Consider the following 18,342-nt stretch of genomic DNA (forward strand, 5'->3'; position numbering starts at 1 on the left):
AGAAATCCTGTCAACGGGCCGCCCGCGCGAGGCTTGGGCCCCTCACGGAGAGGAACTCGATGACCACCTGGGAGTACATCACGACCCCGCTGTTGGTTCACAATACGACGGCCATCCTGAACAACTGGGGTTCCCAAGGATGGGAGCTGGTCCAGATCGTGCAGGGCCCCGAAGGCGGTCTCGTGGCTTACCTCAAGCGCCCGGTGGTGCAGGACTGATGGGACGCGTCGACTCGCGACTGGCCGAACTCGGCCTGGTCCTCCCCGAGGTCGCGGCCCCTGTGGCCGCGTACGTGCCGGCCGTGATCAGCGGCAACCTGGTCTACACCTCCGGTCAGCTGCCCTTCGTCGACGGCACGCTCCCCGAGACGGGCAAGTGCGGCGAGGGTGACGGGCTCGTCGCGCCCGACCGGGCCAAGGAATACGCCGCCACCTGCGCGCTCAACGCGCTCGCCGCGGCGAAGAGCGTGCTCGGCGACCTCGATCGGGTCACCCGTGTCGTCCGGGTCGGTGGATTCGTCGCCTCGCACCCCGACTTCACCGGGGCGCCCGGCGTCGTCAATGGCGCCTCCGAGTTGCTCGGCGAGATCTTCGGCGAGGCGGGTCAGCACGCACGCGCCGCGGTGGGGGTCGCCGTGCTCCCGCTCGACGCCCCCGTCGAGGTCGACGTCATCCTCGAGTTCGCCTGACCGATACCGCCCGAGGCATCGTGCGACGTCAGTCGCGCGAGTCGAGGACCTCGGCGGAGATCACCTGCATCACCGTGGTGTCGGCGAGGGTGGTCGTGTCGCCGACCTCCCGACCCTCGGCGAGGTCGCGCAGCAGACGACGCATGATCTTGCCGGAACGTGTCTTCGGCAGCTCGTCGACGACGAAGATGTGGCGGGGTCTCGCGATCGCACCGATCTGCTCGGCGACGTGGCCGCGCAGCCGCTCGACGCCGTTCTCCTCGACCGTGTCGCGGTGGCGGGCGCGCACGATCACGAACGCGACGACGGCCTGACCGGTCGTCTCATCGGAGGCGCCGACGACCGCCGCCTCCGCCACCCATTCGTGCGACACGAGCGCCGACTCGATCTCGGCGGTCGACAGTCGGTGCCCCGACACGTTCATGACGTCGTCGACCCGGCCGAGCAGCCAGATGTCGCCGTCCTCGTCGCGGCGGGCGCCGTCGCCGGCGAAGTACCACGGGCCGCCCGGAACGTCGGCGAAGCGCGACCAGTAGGTCTCGACGAAGCGGTCGGGATCCCCCCAGATGCCCCGGAGCATCCCCGGCCAGGGCTCGGTGATCACGAGCAGCCCTTCGCCCTCGCTCTGCGGGGTGCCCTGCTCGTCGACCACCTGGGCGGAGATGCCCGGCAGGGCGACCTGCGCGGCACCCGGCTTGGTCTCGGTGATCCCGGGGAGCGCCGAGATCATGATGCCGCCGGTCTCGGTCTGCCACCACGTGTCGACGACCGGGGTGCGCTCGCCGCCGATGACCGACCGGTACCAGAGCCAGGCCTCGGGGTTGATCGGCTCGCCGACCGAGCCGAGCAGACGCAGTGACGAGAGGTCGTATCCGCCCGGGATCTCGCGTCCCGCCTTCATGAACGAGCGGATCGCCGTCGGTGCGGTGTAGAGGATGGTGACGCCGTACTTTTGCACGAGCTCCCACCAGCGGCCGGGCCCCGGGGTGTCGGGAGTGCCCTCGTAGAGCACCTGGGTCGCGCCGTTCGCGAGCGGTCCGTAGATCACGTAGCTGTGCCCGGTGACCCAGCCGATGTCAGCCGTGCACCAGTAGACGTCGGTCTCGGGGTGCAGGTCGAAGACGTTGCGGTGGGTGAACGCGGCCTGGGTGAGGTAGCCGCCGCTGGTGTGCAGGATGCCTTTCGGCTTCCCGGTCGTTCCCGAGGTGTACAGGATGAATAGGGGGCTCTCGGCCTCGAACGCCTTCGCTTCGTGGTCGGCGTCGACCTGGGCGATCTCCTCGTCCCACCAGAGGTCGCGCCCCCTGACCCAGGGGAGCTCGTCGTCGGCCCAGGCGCGGCGCACCACGAGCACCGTCGAGACCGTGGTCTCGCCCTTCGCGAGGGCGGCGTCGACGGCGGGCTTCAGCGGGCTGACCCGTCCCTTGCGCCAACTCCCGTCGGCGGTGATCACCAGCTTCGCGGCGGCGTCGTCGATGCGCGCGCGGAGGCTCTCGGCGCTGAAGCCGCCGAAGACGACGGAGTGCACCGCGCCGATCCTCGCGACGGCGAGCATGGCGACGACCGCTTCCGGGATCATCGGCAGGTAGATCGCCACCCGGTCGCCGTATCCGACCCCGAGACTGGTGAGCAGGTTGGCGGCTCGCTTCACCTCGGCGGTCAACTCCGCGTAGGTCAGGGTGCGGGTGTCGCCGGGTTCGCCCTCCCAGTGCAGCGCGACGCGATCCCCGTTGCCCGCGAGCACATGGCGGTCGAGGCAGTTGTACGCGACGTTCAGGCGCCCGTCGGCGAACCAGCGCGCGAACGGCGGCGAGCTCCAGTCGAGCACCTCGGTGAACGGTTCATCCCAGTGCAGCGCCTCGCGTGCACGATCGGCCCAGAACTGCAGCCGGTCGGCCTGCGCCGCCGCGTACAGATCCGCGGAGGCGACGGAGTCGGAGGCGAACCGCTCCGGCGGCGGGAACCGGTGCGCGGCAGGTCGTGTCGCCACGCCCTCGGCGTCGTCGTGGCCACCGCCGGTGCTCTCGGTCGTCATCGCTCGTGCGCTCCTTCGCGTCGATAGAGGAATGGCGCGACATCGACGTCCGCGCGTTCCGCTTCCGACCCTACTTCGACACCCGGGATGTCGCAGGTGGTGGGGCGCGGGAACGGGCGTCGGGACCGCCTGAAAAACTACCGTCGGAAGGCTATCGATCCGGTGAAAGGGGACCTTGCGAAGTACCTCGAAAGGGGTACACTGAACTCGTCAAACACGCTTTGACTCGCAGCGTCAGTGATTCCCCCCAATCCAGCGTTGCTGTGGCGGCATCCGTTCCCCCCAATGGATGCCGCCCCTTCTCGTTAACGGGCGTCTTCGCGCGAGCCGGTTCGTCGACTTCGATCGCATGCGACGGCATCGACCACAACTCCTTGGGGTTCCTCCTCGCTCGGAGCGGGAGATGTTGGGGGTAGCGGGTGTCTCCGGTTCGACGCCTACTCCACCGGCGCGACGTGCGGCGCGAGGCGCGGCGCTTCTCGGCTCACGCTCAGCCGACGTCGGCGACGAGGTGACCCCGGCCGCGTGCTCATCGTCACCCGCTGGGGGACGATGAACCCGGCTTCGGGGTACAGGAGGGCGTTCCGAGCATCGCGAGAAGGCGGTATTCGAACGGAACGTCGTCCCGAGGTGCCCGGAAGGCGGCACATACCGGTTTGTCTGCTTCGGCCGGACGGCGTCGCGTAGGTCCTCCCCACCGGTCCCCGCCCCCATACTTTCCCCATCCCGAATCGTCCGAATCTCCCGCCGCCTTCGGGCCTCGGTACGGTCGGCGCTGTGCGATGGTTCGATTCGGAGCGGAGCTCGTCCCTCGACCTCGATGCGTCCGCGATCCACGCATCGGTCGATCCGGCGGATCGGGCGGCAGTCGGTCGGGGAGACGAGCCGGACCGCGCGGGAGCTCCGTCGTCCGCGCCGATCGCGCCGGTGGTCCGCGAACTGCTCGGACCTCTTTCGGTCCATGTCGGTCCCGGAGTCACCGATGTCCTCGTCACGCCGGGAGGCCGGATCTGGCTCGACGACGGGCGCGGGTTGCGCCCGGTGGACGAGTGGGAGCCGTTATCGGGCGACACCGTCACCGACCTCGCCCACGCCCTCATCGAGGCGGGCGGTCGGCATCTCGATCACGCGTCCCCCTGCGTCGACGCACGACTCGAGGGCGGAGTCAGAGTGCACGCCGCCATCCCTCCCGTCGCCGTCGACGGCACGAGCCTCGCCATCCGCATCCCGGCGGCGCGGGGCTGGTCGCTCGACGACCTCGTCCGCTCCGGCGCCGTCGACGAGGATCAGCGGGACGTCCTCGCCGAGCACGTCGCGCGCCGATCGAACATCCTCATCACGGGCGCCGCGGGGACAGGCAAGACGACCCTGCTCGCAGCCCTGATGTCCGCGGCCCCGGCCGGTGAGCGGATCATCACGATCGAGGACGTCGCCGAACTGCGCATCGACCATCCCCACGTGGTCGCACTCGAGGCCCGGCAGGCCAACACCGAGGGCGTCGGCGCGATCGAGCCGTCGCGTCTCGTCCGCGAAGCCCTTCGGATGCGCCCCGACCGACTCGTGCTCGGCGAATGCCGGGGCCCGGAGATCCGCGACGTGCTCACCGCACTCGGAACCGGCCACGACGGCGGGGCGAGCACGCTGCACGCCCGCTCGCTCCGCGAGGTACCCGCTCGGCTCGAGGCGCTCGGGGCGCTCGCCGGCCTCCCCTCCTTCTCGCTCGCGCTGCTGGCATCGAGCGCCATCGACCTCGTCGTGCATCTCGAGCGGCGCGACGGGGTGCGCCGTGTCGCCGAGATCGGCGTGCTCGAACTCCGCGACGCACAACTCGTCGCCCTGCCGCACGTCGCCTGATGACGACCGCCGACGACTTCGACGCGGCCGCCGGCTCCCTCGAGCGCCTCATCGTCCTCGCCCGAGCCGGGGTCCCGCCGACGACGGCGTGGACCCGCCTCCGTCAAGGCGACGAGAAGGGGCGCGGCGACGCGTCGCCGGCTCGGACACGGTGGCGACGTCGGCGCGAGCCCGATCCGCATCCGCACCTCGCGGACGAGGTGGTGGAGGCGGTGTTCCTCGTCGCGACCCGGGCGGGCGCACCGATCGCCGCGGCGATGCGCGCGCAGGCCGTCGCGCTGCGCGAACGAGCCCAGCATGCGAGGGAGGCCGAGATCGCGGCGACCGGCCCGCGGATGACCGCGAGGGTGCTGCTCGGTCTCCCCATCGGGGGCGCGCTGCTCGCCACGGCGCTCGGCTTCGACGTCGTCGGCGCACTGACCCGATCTCCGCTCGGCTGGACGGCACTGATCATCGGGATGGCGCTGGCCGCCTCGGGTGCCGTGTGGACGGCCCGCATGGTGGGCTCGATCGCAGCATCCCCCCGAGCGCCAGGTCTGCTGCTCGATCTCGCGGCGGTCGCGGTGCTCGGCGGGATGCCGCCGGAGTCCTCGATCACGATCGCGACCCGCGCCATTCCGCCGCGACTCCGAGACGATGACGACGTCGCTGCCGCCACGCGCACCATCGCCTTCGCGCGGCGATCGGGCGCCCCGATCGCAAGCCTGCTCGTCGAGGAGGCGGCGATGCGGCGGCGCGTCGACGCCGCCCGGTCGCGCAGGGAGGTGGAGCGGCTCTCCACTCGGCTGCTGGCTCCGCTCGGAGTGTGCATCCTCCCCTCATTCCTTCTCATCGGAGTGCTGCCCGTGCTGACCGCGGTCATCTCCTCCACCGTGACGGCTCCGTGAAGCTCTCCCCAGATCCGGAACATCCCCGCCCGTGCGCGCGACGCCGTGCGGAGCATGGGAACGTGCCGGCCCACACCGTCCCGATCGAGCAGGAGAGTCCATGTCCATCCACCGCCCGTCCCTTCCTCATGCCGAGAGCCGTTCTCCGCGAGCACGCCGTCCGCGACCTCTCGGCTCGCTGATCGCGCGGCTGCGCGACGACGGCGGCGCCGCCACCGCCGAGTACGCCGTCGCGACGATGGCCGCAGTCGGTTTCGCGGGACTGCTCGTCGTCATCCTGCGCTCCGACGAGGTCCGCGAGATCCTCACCGAACTGGTGCGCAATGCGCTCACCTTCACCGGCTGAGACGCTCGACGAACGGGGGAGCGTCACGGCGGAACTCGCCGTGGCGGTCCCCGCCGTCCTGCTCGTCCTCGCGACCTGTCTCGGCATGCTGCAGATCGCCGCCCAGCAGGTCCGCTACACCGACGCCGCTGCCGTGGGCGCGAGGTCGCTCGCGCGAGGCGAGACCGAAGCCACCGCCTCGGCACGGGCGCTCACCGTCGCGGGACCCGGCGACTTCGCGAGCACCGTTCGAGGCGAGTTCGTCTGCGCCACCGTGTCCGGGCGCGGCGCACCCGTCCTGACCAGCGTCGTCGGGATCGAGCTGTCGGCCTCGAGCTGCGCTCTCGCCGGTGGTCTCTGAGATGCGTGCCGCCGGCGACCGGGGCGCGGGGAGCGCCCTCGCGATCGGGCTCGTCGCGGCGGTCGTCATCGTCACGGTCACGCTCGTTCCTCTATATACGGCGTTCGCGTCGGCGCGGCGGTTGGCGGTCACGGCAGACGCCGCGGCGCTCGCGGCGGCGGATACCGCGTCGGGCGCGGTTCCCGGAGTGCCCTGCGAGGCGGCCGAGGCCGTCGCTCGACTCGGGGGAGCGCGTCTCGTCGAGTGCGACGTCGAGTCCGCCATCGCGGCGGTGACGCTCTCCGCATCGGTGCTCGGCATGGAACTCGACGCGCCGTCGAGGGCCGGTCCGCCCACCGCTGTGGGCGAACGACACGACGTCGGGGGTCGCGGCGATGATTAGGTATGGGGAGAGCGCACCTGTGTATGGTGTGCGGTGATGCGCCCCGGAACGGGCGCCCCCGCGATCGACGCGATCTCCGACTGCTCGAAGTCGAGTCGATTCCGCATATCGACAAGGAAGAACCACGTGCCTGCCACCAAGAAACTCGTCATCGTCGAGTCGCCCGCGAAGGCCAAGACGATCGCCCAGTACCTCGGGCCGGGCTTCGAGGTGCAGGCCTCCGTCGGCCACATCCGCGACCTGATCGAACCGAAGAACCTCCCGGCCGAGCTCAAGACCGGATCTCTCGGCAAGTTCTCGGTCGACGTCGACAACGGCTTCGAGCCCTACTACGTGGTGTCCGACCAGAAGAAGAAGACCGTCGCCGATCTGAAGCGAGCGCTGAAGGACGCCGACGAGCTCTACCTCGCAACAGATGAAGACCGCGAAGGCGAGGCCATCGCGTGGCACCTGCTCGAGGTGCTGAAGCCCAAAGTCCCCGTCAAGCGCATGGTCTTCCACGAGATCACGAAGGACGCGATCGAGAAGGCACGCGAGAACACCCGCGAACTCGACACCGCGCTCGTCGATGCGCAGGAGACCCGTCGCATCCTCGACCGCCTCTACGGCTACGAGGTCTCGCCGGTGCTCTGGCGCAAGGTCGGGCCAGGACTCTCGGCGGGCCGCGTTCAGTCCGCCGCCACGCGACTCGTCGTCGACCGCGAGCGCGAGCGCCTCGCCTTCGTCGCGGCGAGCTATTGGGACATCACGGCGCGCTTCGCCCCCGGCGAGGCCGAGAGCGACCGATTCGACGCCCGACTGGTGCGTCTCGACGGCCGCCGGGTGGCGACCGGTCGCGACTTCGACGACAAGGGCGCGCTGACCGACGGGGTGCACGCCCTCGACGAGACGGCCGCCATGGCGCTCGCCGAAGCACTGCGCGACGCGGCGACCACCTCCACAGTGGCCTCCGTCGAAGCGAAGCCCTACACGCGGCGTCCCGCCGCACCGTTCACCACCTCGACCCTGCAGCAGGAGGCCGCACGCAAGCTGCGGTTCTCGGCCCGGCAGACGATGAGCGTCGCCCAGTCGCTCTACGAGAACGGCTACATCACCTATATGCGCACCGACTCGAACTCGCTGTCGGGTCAGGCCATCAACGCCGCCCGTGCGCAGGCGACCGCGCTGTACGGCGCCGAGACGGTCCCCGACAAGCCGCGCGTCTACTCGGGCAAGTCCAAGAACGCGCAGGAGGCCCACGAGGCGATCCGACCCTCCGGTGACGTGTTCCGCACTCCCAGCCAGCTGACCGGAGAGCTCCGCGGCAACGACCTGAAGCTCTACGACCTCATCTGGAAGCGCACCGTCGCGTCGCAGATGGCCGACGCCCGTGGATCGACCGCCACCGTCACCATCGACGCCCGGCCCGCGGGCACCGACACCATCGCGACGTTCTCCGCGAGCGGCACGGTCATCACCTTCCGCGGCTTCCTGCTCGCCTACGAGGAGGGTCGCGACGAAGAGCGCGGCGCCGACAAGGATCAGGGCGACGCGAAGCTCCCGCCCCTCGAGCAGGGTCAGGCGCTCTCCGTCGCCGAAACCGAGGCGAAGGGGCACGAGACCTCGCCGCCTCCGCGCTACACCGAGGCGAGCCTCGTCAAGACGCTGGAAGAGCTCGGCGTCGGGCGCCCGTCGACATACGCGTCGATCATCTCCACCATCATCGACCGCGGGTACGTGACCCCGCGCGGCACCGCTCTCGTGCCGAGCTGGATCGCCTTCTCCGTGGTCCGGCTCCTCGAAGATCACTTCCACGACCTCGTCGAGTACGACTTCACGGCCGCGATGGAGAACGACCTCGACCGCATCGCCGACGGCGAAGAGGACCGCGTCGACTGGTTGCGCGGCTTCTACTTCGGCAACGATGCGCACGCGGGCTTGCGATCCGTCGTCGACAACCTCGGCGACATCGACGCCCGCGGCATCAACTCGGTCGCCATCGCCGACGGCATCACCCTGCGCATCGGAAAGTACGGTCCCTATCTCGAGGTCGCGCAGGAAGGTGAGGAGAGCCCGCGACGGGTGAACGTCCCCGCAGAACTCGCACCCGACGAGTTGACCGCGGTGAAGGCCCAGGAGCTCGTCGACGCGCCCATCCAGACCGACAGGGTGCTCGGTCGGGACCCCGAGAACGGCCGCGACATCGTCCTGAAGGACGGCCGCTTCGGCCCCTACGTCACCGAGGTCGAGCCCGAGACCCCCGAGACCGAGATAGCCGGCAAGAAGAAGGCGAAGGCCGAGAAGCCGCGCACCGCCTCCCTGTTCAAGAGCATGCAGCCGGCCGAGATCGATCTCGCCACCGCCCTCAAGCTCCTCACCCTTCCCCGCACGGTCGGCGCCGATCCCGAGTCGGGCGAGGAGATCACCGCGCAGAACGGCCGCTACGGCGCCTACCTCAAGAAGGGCACCGACACCCGGTCGCTGGCGAGCGAGGATCAGATCTTCGACATCGACCTCGCGGGCGCCCTCGAGCTGTTCGCGCAGCCGAAGTACGGTGCCGCCCGCCAGTCGTCGGCCCTCAAGGAGTTCGACGCCGACCCCGAGAGCGGCAAGCCGATCCGCATCAAGGACGGCCGCTTCGGCGCGTACGTCACCGACGGCGTCACCAACGTGACGGTGCCGCGGGGCGAGAGCATCGACGACATCGACTTCGAGCGCGCGGTGCAGATGCTCGCCGACAAGCGCGCCAAGGGCCCCGCCCCGAAGCGCGGCAGCAAGGCGGCGGCGAGCAAGTCGACGGCCGCCAAAAAGCCGGCCGCGAAGAAGCCGGCCGCGAAGTCGACGACGGCGAAGGCGACCACCGCCAAGAAGGCGACCGCCGCGAAGAAGCCGGCGGCCGCGAAGAAGACGACCGCGGCGTCAGCGCCGGCCGAGGGAGCGACGAGCGCCACGTGAGCGGTCTCTTCGTGACCTTCGAAGGCGGCGACGGAGCGGGCAAGACCACTCAGTCCGACCTCCTCGAGTCCTGGCTGCACGAGCGTGGCGAAGAGGTGCTGCGCACCCGAGAACCCGGCGGCACCGACCTCGGCCTCGAGGTGCGGCAGATGGTCCTGCACCGGCGCGGGCACATCGCCTCCCGCGCCGAGGCACTGCTCTACGCCGCCGACCGTGCGCACCACATCGCCACCGTGGTGAGGCCGGCGCTCGAGGCGGGCACGGTCGTCGTCCAAGACCGCTACCTCGACTCATCGGTCGCCTACCAGGGCGCCGGCCGCGTCCTCGACGCCGACGAGATCCGATCCCTGTCGCTGTGGGCCGTCGAAGGCCTGTTGCCCGATCTGACGGTGCTGCTCGACCTCGACGTCGAAGGCGGACGCTCCCGACTCGCGGAGCGCACGACCTACGACCGGCTCGAAGCCGAAGCGGCCGACTTCCACTCGCGCGTGCGCGAGGCCTATCTCGCGCTGGCGGCCGCCGAGCCCGAGCGCTTCCTCGTGCTCGACGCGTCGCGCCCCGTCGACGACCTCGCGGGTGACATCCGCGACCGCGTCGAATCCCTGCTGAGTCGCTGATGACGGGGCAGTTCTGATGTCGGGGATGTGGGACGACCTCGTGGGGCAGTCCGCGGCGATCGAGACGATGCGCCAGGCGGCGACGGCGGCGCACGACCGAACCTCCGCGCCCGGCGCGATGACGCACTCGTGGCTGATCACCGGGCCGCCCGGATCCGGCCGCTCGAACCTCGCCTACGCGTTCGCCGCCGCACTGCTGGGCGATGGTCCGGACTCCGACCCCGCGACGATCCGGCAGGTCGTCGCCCGCACGCATCCCGACCTCGCCGTGCTCAGCACCGAGAAGGTCATCATCTCCATCGACGAGGTGCGCACCCTCGTCACCTCATCGCAGTACTCGCCGTCGGTGTCGAACTACCGGGTCATGGTCATCGAGGACGCCGACCGCATGACCGAGCGCACCTCGAACCTGCTGCTCAAAGCGCTCGAAGAGCCGCCGCCCCGCACGGTATGGATCCTCTGCGCGCCGAGCGACGCCGATCTGCTGCCCACGATCCGATCGCGAGTGCGCACCGTGCGGCTGCGCATCCCCGAAGCGGAGGACGTGGCCGACCTCCTCGTGGCCCGCGACGGCGTCGAGCGCGGCGTGGCCTTGGCGGCCGCCCGTGAGGCGCAGAGTCACATCGGCATGGCGCGCCGCCTCGCGAAGAACCCCGACGCACGGGAGCGCCGCGCCGAAACTCTGCGACTGGCCCTCGGCCTGCGATCCGTTCCGTCGGCCGTCGAGGCGGCGGCGCGACTCGTCGAGCTGGCGAAGGCGGATGCCGAATCGACATCCGCAGAGCGCGACGCCGCCGAGCGCGAGCAGCTGCTCCGCACGCTCGGCATCGAGCCCGGGGGCACGATCCCGCCCGCGCTGCGTTCGCAGGTGAAGGCGCTCGAAGACGACCAGAAGCGTCGATCGACCCGCAGCCTCCGCGACGGCATCGACCGAATCCTCCTCGACTACCTGTCGCTCTACCGGGACATCCTGCTGCGACAGCTGGGCGCCGAGGTGCCGCTGATGAACTCGTCCGTGAGCACCGAACTCGAGGCGGCGGCACTCGCCGGCACCGCGGCGCACACCCTCGAGGTGATGGACGCCGTCGCGGCGGCCCGCCGCCGCATCGAGGCGAACGTCCCGCCCGCTCTCGCGCTCGAGGCGATGCTGGTGAGCGCGGCGCGCAAGGGGGCGGCATGAGGATTCAGCGTCTGGTCGCGGCCGCCGCGACATCGGTGCTGCTGCTCGGGTCCCTGGCCGGATGCTTCCTGCTGCCCGCCCCGCAGGCGACGTCGACGCCGACCGGCGAATCCGTCGATGGGCAGATCGCTCCGTACTACGGGCAGGAGCTCGTCTGGGAGTCGTGCGGCGACGGCATGCAGTGCACGACGGCGATCGCGCCCATGGACTGGGACGACCCCGGCGCGCACGAGGACATCGAGCTGGCGCTCGTGCGCCAGGTGGCGCAAGGGGAGCGGCAGGGGTCGCTCTTCGTCAATCCCGGCGGCCCCGGCAGTTCGGGGTGGAACCTCATCCACGACAGCATCGACTACGCGGTCGACGAGGAGATCCAGTCCGCCTACGACGTGATCGGCTGGGATCCGCGTGGAGTCGGCCGCTCCAGCGCCGTCGAATGCTACGGCGATGCCGACCTCGACGAATTCCTCTTCGGCCTGCCCGACGGCGAGCCCGGAACTCCCGAGTACATCGAGGAGGTCACCGCGGCGGGCACCGCCTTCGCGGAGGCCTGCGCGGCGAACACGGGCGAGCTGCTCGGCTTCATCGACACCGACAGCACGGTGCGCGATCTCGACATGCTTCGCGCGGCGGTCGGCGATGACAGCCTCAACTACCTCGGCTACTCGTACGGCAGCGACATCGGGGCGAAGTACATCGACGCGTTCGCCGATCGGGTGGGGCGGGTGGTCCTCGACGGCGCCACCGACCCGACGGTCTCGATCTTCGACGTGCAGATGGCGCAGACCACCGCGTTCGCCGACGCGCTCCGCGCCTACCTGGCCGACTGCCTACAAGGGCGGGACTGCCCCTTCACCGGCAGCGTCGACGACGCCATCGCGCAGATCAACGACACGCTCGACCGACTCGACGACGCCCCGCTGCGCGGCGAGGACGGGAGGCTGCTGACGAGCGCGTACGTGTCGACGGCGATCACCGCCGCCCTGTACGACGAGCAGACGTGGCCGTACCTGTCGCAGGCGTTCGACGAGATCGCACGCGGCTCGTCGACCACCGCGTTCCTGCTGGCGGACAGCTACGTCGACCGCGATTCGGACGGCACCTACCGCAGCAACTTCTTCGAAGCCTTCTTCGCCATCAACTGCATCGACTACCCCGTGGAGCGCGACCCCGCCGTCCTTCAGCAGCAGGCCGAGGCGGTAGCCGCCGCCGACCCGCTCGTCGACGACGACGAGGTCGACGCACTCGGCGACGTGGTCTGCGCCAACTGGCCGTATCAGTTCGACGGCGAGATCGGCGCGGTATCCGGAGCAGGGGCCGCCCCGGTGCTGGTCGTCGGCACGACGGGAGACCCGGCGACGCCGTACCAGTGGGCGGTCGCGTTGTCCGGCCAGCTCGAGAGCGGCGTGCTCGTCACCTACGAAGGCGAAGGGCACATCGCCTACGACTCGGGCGATCCCTGCGTGACGGCGGCGGTGGACTCGTACTTCGTCGACGGAGTCGTTCCGACCGACGGTGTGACGTGCGGACGGTGACGCGACGTGCGGGACGAAAGTTCGGCTAAGCTGTGATGCCGTGCCGGTTCCCGGCGCACGCCGCCTTAGCTCAGTCGGCAGAGCGATTCACTCGTAATGAATAGGTCGTCGGTTCGATTCCGACAGGCGGCTCCACATGGAGAAGGCCACCCCTCTGGGGTGGCCTTCTTCGTCGGCCCGACATCGACCTGGGCGCATCTCGACCGACGGGACTTGTCCAGGTGCCCAGTTCTGCGGGTCATGAGCGCGAAACACCCGCAGAAGTGGGCATCTCAACGGGCAGTCGCGCCGTCCGAGCCCCAGGGGTCGATCTCCTCGACGTCGCGCACCCCGCGCAGCGCGAGGAACATCGGCAGCGGAGTGATGACGATGATGAGCCCCGAGATGAGCAGAGTGAGGCGGGCGCCGATGAGATCGCCGAGCACACCGCCGAGGAGGGCGCCGATGGGGAAGCCGAACATGATGAGTACCCGCACTGTGGCGTTGACGCGGCCCAGGAGGTGGTCGGGGCACAGTCGTTGGCGGAGGCTGACGTTCGTGATCGAGTAGATGATCTGGCCGAGCTCCCCGGCCGCGCCGCCGACGATCAGCAGCACGATGCCGAACCACCCGGGCTGCGCCAGAACGTTCACCAACGAGAGCGGTGCGGTCACCGCGAGCGACAGCCAGATGATGCGCGCCGACCCGAAGGCGCCGGCGAGGCGCGGAGTGAGGGCGGCTCCGGCGATGACGGTGACCGACCCGACGGCGAACACGATGCCGATGACCGGCGCGGACAGTCCGAGGGTGCGGGCGGCGAAGATGATGGTCACGGCCGAGGCGATCGCGAAGGCGAAGTTGCCGCCGGCGCTCGCCAGCGCCGTGGCGCGGAGGATCCGGTTACCGAGAACGAAGCGGAGCCCCTCGGCGATGTCGGTGCGCAGTCGCGGCCGCACCGCGGGCACGGGCAGCGCGGTCTCGCGGGTGCGGATCGCCATCAGCGACAGCGCCGACGCGGCGAACGTCGCCGACTGCACGAGCACGACGTTCGCGGCGCCGATCAGCGCCACGAGGAAGCCGCCGATGCCGGGACCCGCGACCTGGCCCGACGCGCGCAGCGTCTCCATCGCCGAGTTGCCGGCGAGCACCTTGTCGCGTCCGATGACCGAGGGGATGTAGCTCTGATAGCCGACGTCGAAGAACACTCGGGCGGCGCCCAGCAGGAGCGAGACGACGATGAGCTGGGCGATGCTGAGCGCCCCGAACAATGCGGCGAGGGGGATCGTCGCCAGGAGTACCGCTCGGGCGATGTCGCTCGCGATGAGGATGGGGCGCCGGTGCATGCGGTCGACCCACGCGCCGGCCGGCAGACCGATGAGCGCGAACGCGATGGTCGACGCGGCGGAGACCAGGCCGACCTCCAACGCGGATGCGTCGAGGTCGAGCACGGCGAGCAGCGGGATCGCGACCGCGCTGACCTGGCTGCCGAGTTGGCTGGTGGTCTGGCCCGCGAGCAGCAGCCGGAAATCACGGTGGGCGAACAACGAAGCACCGGACACGGTGGGCCTCCTAGAGCGTTACTGACGGTGGACCCCGAACCCGTCAGCTCGACCGAAGTCGTCGCTAGGGGAGGGAAACGCTACCAGATGCACAGACCTCCACCAAAATCCGACGGCCGGTCTCCCCGCCCGATGGCGGGTCGCGGACTGCCGTGGGACGTGCCCCGCGAACGGGTGACGAATCCCCCGGCATGAGGCTGCGAGTGCCCCCAAAACGCGGCTGATCGGGCCTTTTTTCTCCTGTGAGCGCTTGTTCGCAGAGCGAACACCTTCTTACTGTGGCAACGCGGCGCATCCGGGGGGATGGACGCCGTGAAACATCAACCGGGGGGACAGTCGTCGTGAGGACGATGATCAGATCGATCGTGGCGACCGCGCTCGTCACGGCAGCGGTGACGGTGAGCGTGCCGCTCACGGTCGCGGTCGGCGCGTGGACCGCAACGGCGGTTCCCGTCGTCTCCGCGAGTGCGGGCACCGGAGCCGACTCGCTCGGCAGGCTCTTCCGCGCCGCAGGATCGGCCGCTCGCGCCGCCTCGTCCGCCGCTCCCGCGAGCGTCGGCGTCGGCGAGGGGAGCATGACGATCGCCGTCACCATCCCCGAGCGCAGCGCACCGGCCTGCCCGGCCGACGTGTCGGGCTCGACGAACACGGCGCCGTCGATGACGGCCGGAGACGGCGCCATCGCGGGCACCAGCTCGGCCGACCTCGCCCAGTTCGCGGCGAGCTTCAACGCGATCCGCGTCGCGAACTGCCTGGAGCCGGTTCCCACGGACCACTTCGTCTACGACTCCTGCATGGAGCAGCGCCTCATCTGGATGGCGGAGGACCCGAGCACCGACCCCGCCAGCGCGTGGGGGCATGAGGGATCCGTCCGCAGCGACGGTCTCGCCAGCGTCGGCTGCGACGGCAACCTCGCGGGCGGATCCGACAACACGTCCGAGACCGTCGCGCAGAAGTGGTGGGATTCACCGGCGCACCGCGCGTCCCTGTTCCGCCCCGACATTCCGTTCGGCGTCGATGACGTCTGCGTCCGGTTCGCGATGACTCACGGCGGGGTGCCGAACGAGCCCTACTCGTTCACGCGCGCCGCAGCCCGCTGGACCAGCTGCTGATTCGCCGACCGCCGTCGTTCGTCTCCGTGCAGGGAGCGCTCTCGGCAGCCCTCTAGCATGGGAGCCGTCCGGAACGAGCCGGACGGTGAGGAGCACGTGCGTGAGCATCCGATGGGGCATTCTGGCGACGGGCGGCATCGCCGCCGCATTCACGAAGGACCTCGCGACCGCGGGGCTCACGGCGACCGCGGTCGGTAGTCGCTCCCTCGAGAAGGCGCAGGCCTTCGCCTCGAAGTACGGCCTCGCCAACGCGCACGGCAGCTATGAGGAGCTCGTCGCCGACCCCGAGGTCGATATCGTCTACGTCGCGACGCCGCACCCCGGTCACGTCGACGGCGCGATCCTCGCGCTCGAAGCCGGCAAGCACGTGCTCGTCGAGAAGCCGTTCACGCTGAACGCCGACGAAGCCCGCCGCATCACCGAGCTCGCCTCCCGCAAGGGGCTGCTCGTGCTCGAGGCGATGTGGACCCGATTCCTGCCGCACATCGTGCGCCTCCACGAGATCCTCGACGCCGGCACCCTCGGCGATGTCCGCACCGTCTTCGCCGACCACAACCAGAACCTGCCGAAGGATCCGGAGCACCGCCTGAACAACCCCGACCTCGGCGGGGGAGCGCTGCTTGACCTCGGCATCTACCCGGTGTCCTTCGCGGTCGACGTCCTCGGTGTGCCGACATCGGTCAAGGCGATCGCCGCGAAGACGGCGACCGGAGTCGATCGCCAGACGGCGATGGTCCTCGGGCACGAGGGCGGGCGCCAGTCGCTGCTGCACGCCGCGCTCGACACCCGCGGCCCGAACCGGTCGGTCGTCATCGGAACCCTCGGCCGGGTCGAGATCGAGGAAGGGTGGGGCGTGGCCCAGTCGTTCACCGTCTTCGACGAGGCAGGCGAGGTGGCCGAGCGCTTCGAGACGCACATCGACGGGCGCGGGATGCAGTTCCAGGCGCTCGAAGCGGAACGGCTGATCGAGGCCGGCGAGATCGCGAGCCCTCGATTGAGTCCTGCCGAGTCCGTCGCCATCATGGCGGTGCTCGACGAGGTCCGTGCCCAGATCGGGCTCGTCTATCCGGGCGAGCAGCCGAAGGGCGAGTAGCCGCTCGTACACTGTTGCGGTGACGAAGACCCGGCGCCGTGCACTCCTCATCACCGGGGGTGCGCTCGTCTACGCGCTGCTCGTCGGCGCCGCCGGTGTCGCCGGCGCGTCGACCAGGAGCGCGACCCCGATGCCGGCACCCGCCACGGCGAGTCCGAGTGCCACAGCGACCCCGACGATCGAGCCTCGCGCGGTGCCGGCCGCTCCGGTCGGTGCCGCGCGGCTGCGCACCTGCTCGGTCGCGGGCGCGGCGAGCGACGGCAGGCTGGCGGAATTCCAGGCGATGGTCGTCAACGCGAGCACCGGGGAGGTGCTGTACGACCGTGGCGGATACCAGCCGTCACGGACGGCGAGCGTGCTGAAGGTCCTCACGTCGGCCGCAGCGCTGTCGGTTCTCGGTCCGGACTACCGGCTGGCGACCACGGTGGTGCGCGGTGCGGAGCCGGGCCAGGTGGTGCTGATCGGTGGCGGGGATCCGACCCTGTCGCGTACGCCCTCCGGCGACGAGTCGGCCTACGACGGAGCGCCGCACCTCGACGATCTGGCCGCACAGGTCCGCGCCGCATGGAACGCCGACCCGCAGACGGCCGGCACCCCCATCACGAGTCTCGTGCTCGACTCCTCGTACTTCTCGGGCGACACCTGGGAGCCGAGCTGGAACCGCAAAGAGCTCTACGACGGGTACATGCCCGAGATCACCGCCCTGATGGTCGACGGCGACCGGGACAACGCCTACAACAACACCTCGGCCCGCAGCGAGGATCCCGTGGGTCGGGCGGGCGATGCGTTCGCGTCCGCGCTCGGCGGCGGCGTCGCAGTCTCGCGCGGCGTGGCGCCGCAGGGCGCGCCGCAGCTCGGGCGCGTGGAGTCGCAGCCGGTGTCGACGCTCGTCTACCAGACCCTCATCGTGAGCGACAACACGATCGCCGAGGCGCTCGCCCGCGTCACCGCCATCCAGGCCGGCGCGGGCAACAGCTTCGGTTCGCTGCAGCAGGGCATCACCGCGGGGCTCGCCGCGTACGGTCTGGACACCTCGCAGCTGCGCATCGCCGACGGGTCCGGGCTCAGCCCGAACAACGCGGTTCCGCCGTCGTATCTCACCTCGCTGTTCATCAAGGTCAACAACCGCGAGGGCAACCTCTGGGCGGTCTTCGACGGGCTGCCCGTGTCCGGCCGGGCCGGGTCACTGAGCTACTCCGACCGTTTCTCCGGCGCGAGTTCGCGCGCCGACGGTGCGGTGCACGCGAAGACCGGGTGGATCGACGACGGCTACACCCTGTCCGGCATCGTCTACGCCGCCGACGGCACCCCGCTGACGTTCGCGATCTACGCGCTCGGCGACGTCTCGGACAGTGCGAAGCAGGCCATCGACGCACTCACCGCGGCGTTCTGGGACTGCGGCAACAACCTGTCCAACCTCTGACCGAGGAGTCGTTCCACCCGGTCGTCGAGTAAGCGAAGCGCACCGAGACCATGCCCCTGTGCTCTCGATACGCTCGTTCCTCGCTACTCGAGCCGTCTCGATACGGCGCTGGCGCGCCTACTCGACGACCGGGTGGGGACTCGTGCCCTTCGTATCGCTTCGCTCAACGCGCGGGCCCCTATTCGGTCGTTGAGTAGCGACGAAGGAGCGTATCGAAACGGGTCGAGTAAGCGGAGCGCATCGAGACCATGCCCCCTGTGCTCTCGATACGCTCGTTCCTCGCTACTCGAGCCGTCCCGATACGGGCCTGGCGGCCCTACTCGACGACCGGGTCTGCGACTCGTGCCCTCCGTATCGCTTCGCTCGCGAGCGTGCCTGGAC

General features: G+C 70.2%; 15 protein-coding genes, 1 tRNA gene and 1 pseudogene. 15 read left to right on the forward strand and 2 right to left on the reverse strand.

The annotated features are described in order from the left end of the window. Positions 1-59: 59 nt before the first annotated feature. Positions 60-203: pseudogene (locus tag NGH83_RS01530) on the forward strand (DUF4177 domain-containing protein); the annotation flags it as partial. 14 nt (positions 204-217) lie between these two features. Further along, positions 218-688, forward strand: coding sequence for a RidA family protein (locus NGH83_RS01535; protein WP_251857319.1), 471 nt, complete (start codon positions 218-220; stop codon positions 686-688). A 28-nt stretch (positions 689-716) separates the two neighbouring features. On the opposite strand, the gene acs is transcribed toward NGH83_RS01535, so the two are convergent. After that, a complete protein-coding gene (gene acs / locus NGH83_RS01540; RefSeq protein ID WP_251857320.1) occupies positions 717-2,723 on the reverse strand; it encodes an acetate--CoA ligase in 2,007 nt (668 codons plus the stop codon). Positions 2,724-3,500: 777 nt separating this feature from the next. On the opposite strand from acs, the gene NGH83_RS01545 reads away from it, so the two are divergent. The 10 genes from NGH83_RS01545 (at position 3,501) to NGH83_RS01590 (ending at position 12,930) form a co-directional block, all read left to right on the forward strand. After that, on the forward strand, positions 3,501-4,577 hold the full coding sequence (locus NGH83_RS01545) for a CpaF family protein (protein ID WP_251857321.1): 1,077 nt from the start codon (positions 3,501-3,503) through the stop codon (positions 4,575-4,577). Further along, a complete protein-coding gene (locus tag NGH83_RS01550; protein ID WP_251857322.1) occupies positions 4,577-5,464 on the forward strand; it encodes a hypothetical protein in 888 nt (295 codons plus the stop codon). The genes NGH83_RS01545 and NGH83_RS01550 overlap by 1 nt, the downstream gene beginning before the upstream one ends. Before the next feature lie 100 nt (positions 5,465-5,564). Continuing rightward, positions 5,565-5,810, forward strand: coding sequence for a DUF4244 domain-containing protein (locus NGH83_RS01555; RefSeq protein ID WP_251857323.1), 246 nt, complete (start codon positions 5,565-5,567; stop codon positions 5,808-5,810). Between the two features lie 40 nt (positions 5,811-5,850). After that, on the forward strand, positions 5,851-6,150 hold the full coding sequence (locus tag NGH83_RS01560; protein WP_251857324.1) for a TadE family type IV pilus minor pilin: 300 nt from the start codon (positions 5,851-5,853) through the stop codon (positions 6,148-6,150). Next, a complete protein-coding gene (locus NGH83_RS01565; RefSeq protein WP_251857325.1) occupies positions 6,140-6,532 on the forward strand; it encodes an Rv3654c family TadE-like protein in 393 nt (130 codons plus the stop codon). The genes NGH83_RS01560 and NGH83_RS01565 overlap by 11 nt, the downstream gene beginning before the upstream one ends. A gap of 126 nt (positions 6,533-6,658) precedes the next feature. Further along, positions 6,659-9,466, forward strand: coding sequence for a type I DNA topoisomerase (gene topA, locus NGH83_RS01570; protein ID WP_251857326.1), 2,808 nt, complete (start codon positions 6,659-6,661; stop codon positions 9,464-9,466). Next, positions 9,463-10,083 (forward strand): dTMP kinase, encoded by a 621-nt coding sequence (gene tmk, locus NGH83_RS01575; protein ID WP_251857327.1) that lies wholly within the window; start codon positions 9,463-9,465, stop codon positions 10,081-10,083. The genes topA and tmk overlap by 4 nt, the downstream gene beginning before the upstream one ends. A gap of 16 nt (positions 10,084-10,099) precedes the next feature. Further along, positions 10,100-11,263 (forward strand): DNA polymerase III subunit delta', encoded by a 1,164-nt coding sequence (locus NGH83_RS01580; RefSeq protein WP_251857328.1) that lies wholly within the window; start codon positions 10,100-10,102, stop codon positions 11,261-11,263. After that, on the forward strand, positions 11,260-12,795 hold the full coding sequence (locus tag NGH83_RS01585; protein WP_251857329.1) for an alpha/beta hydrolase: 1,536 nt from the start codon (positions 11,260-11,262) through the stop codon (positions 12,793-12,795). The genes NGH83_RS01580 and NGH83_RS01585 overlap by 4 nt, the downstream gene beginning before the upstream one ends. Positions 12,796-12,854: 59 nt before the next feature. Continuing rightward, positions 12,855-12,930: transfer RNA gene (locus NGH83_RS01590), tRNA-Thr, on the forward strand. 137 nt (positions 12,931-13,067) lie between these two features. Here NGH83_RS01590 and NGH83_RS01595 read toward each other — a convergent pair. Beyond that, positions 13,068-14,333 carry an MFS transporter gene (locus NGH83_RS01595; RefSeq protein WP_251857330.1) on the reverse strand — a complete coding sequence of 422 codons (1,266 nt, stop codon included), beginning with the start codon at positions 14,331-14,333 and terminating at the stop codon, positions 13,068-13,070. A 350-nt stretch (positions 14,334-14,683) separates the two neighbouring features. Between NGH83_RS01595 and NGH83_RS01600 the strand changes: the two genes are divergently transcribed. The 3 genes from NGH83_RS01600 (at position 14,684) to NGH83_RS01610 (ending at position 17,961) form a co-directional block, all read left to right on the forward strand. Continuing rightward, positions 14,684-15,445: a hypothetical protein gene (locus NGH83_RS01600; RefSeq protein WP_251857331.1), complete on the forward strand. Its 762-nt coding sequence runs from the start codon at positions 14,684-14,686 to the stop codon at positions 15,443-15,445. A 100-nt stretch (positions 15,446-15,545) separates the two neighbouring features. Next, complete coding sequence (locus tag NGH83_RS01605) at positions 15,546-16,538, forward strand: Gfo/Idh/MocA family protein (protein ID WP_251857332.1); 993 nt, start codon at positions 15,546-15,548, stop codon at positions 16,536-16,538. A gap of 19 nt (positions 16,539-16,557) precedes the next feature. Further along, positions 16,558-17,961, forward strand: coding sequence for a D-alanyl-D-alanine carboxypeptidase/D-alanyl-D-alanine-endopeptidase (locus NGH83_RS01610; protein ID WP_251857333.1), 1,404 nt, complete (start codon positions 16,558-16,560; stop codon positions 17,959-17,961). Positions 17,962-18,342: the final 381 nt, after the last annotated feature.

This window comes from Herbiconiux sp. L3-i23, assembly GCF_023734115.1.
Classification (GTDB): domain Bacteria; phylum Actinomycetota; class Actinomycetes; order Actinomycetales; family Microbacteriaceae; genus Naasia.

Bases quoted from the DNA above. Each gene is read 5' to 3' on its own strand.
- NGH83_RS01535 (WP_251857319.1), top strand. From the start codon at position 218: ATGGGACGCGTCGACTCGCGACTGGCCGAACTCGGCCTGGTCCTCCCC.
- acs (WP_251857320.1), bottom strand. From the start codon at position 2,723: ATGACGACCGAGAGCACCGGCGGTGGCCACGACGACGCCGAGGGCGTG.
- NGH83_RS01550 (WP_251857322.1), top strand. From the start codon at position 4,577: ATGACGACCGCCGACGACTTCGACGCGGCCGCCGGCTCCCTCGAGCGC.
- NGH83_RS01555 (WP_251857323.1), top strand. From the start codon at position 5,565: ATGTCCATCCACCGCCCGTCCCTTCCTCATGCCGAGAGCCGTTCTCCG.
- NGH83_RS01580 (WP_251857328.1), top strand. From the start codon at position 10,100: ATGTCGGGGATGTGGGACGACCTCGTGGGGCAGTCCGCGGCGATCGAG.
- NGH83_RS01585 (WP_251857329.1), top strand. From the start codon at position 11,260: ATGAGGATTCAGCGTCTGGTCGCGGCCGCCGCGACATCGGTGCTGCTG.
- NGH83_RS01600 (WP_251857331.1), top strand. From the start codon at position 14,684: ATGATCAGATCGATCGTGGCGACCGCGCTCGTCACGGCAGCGGTGACG.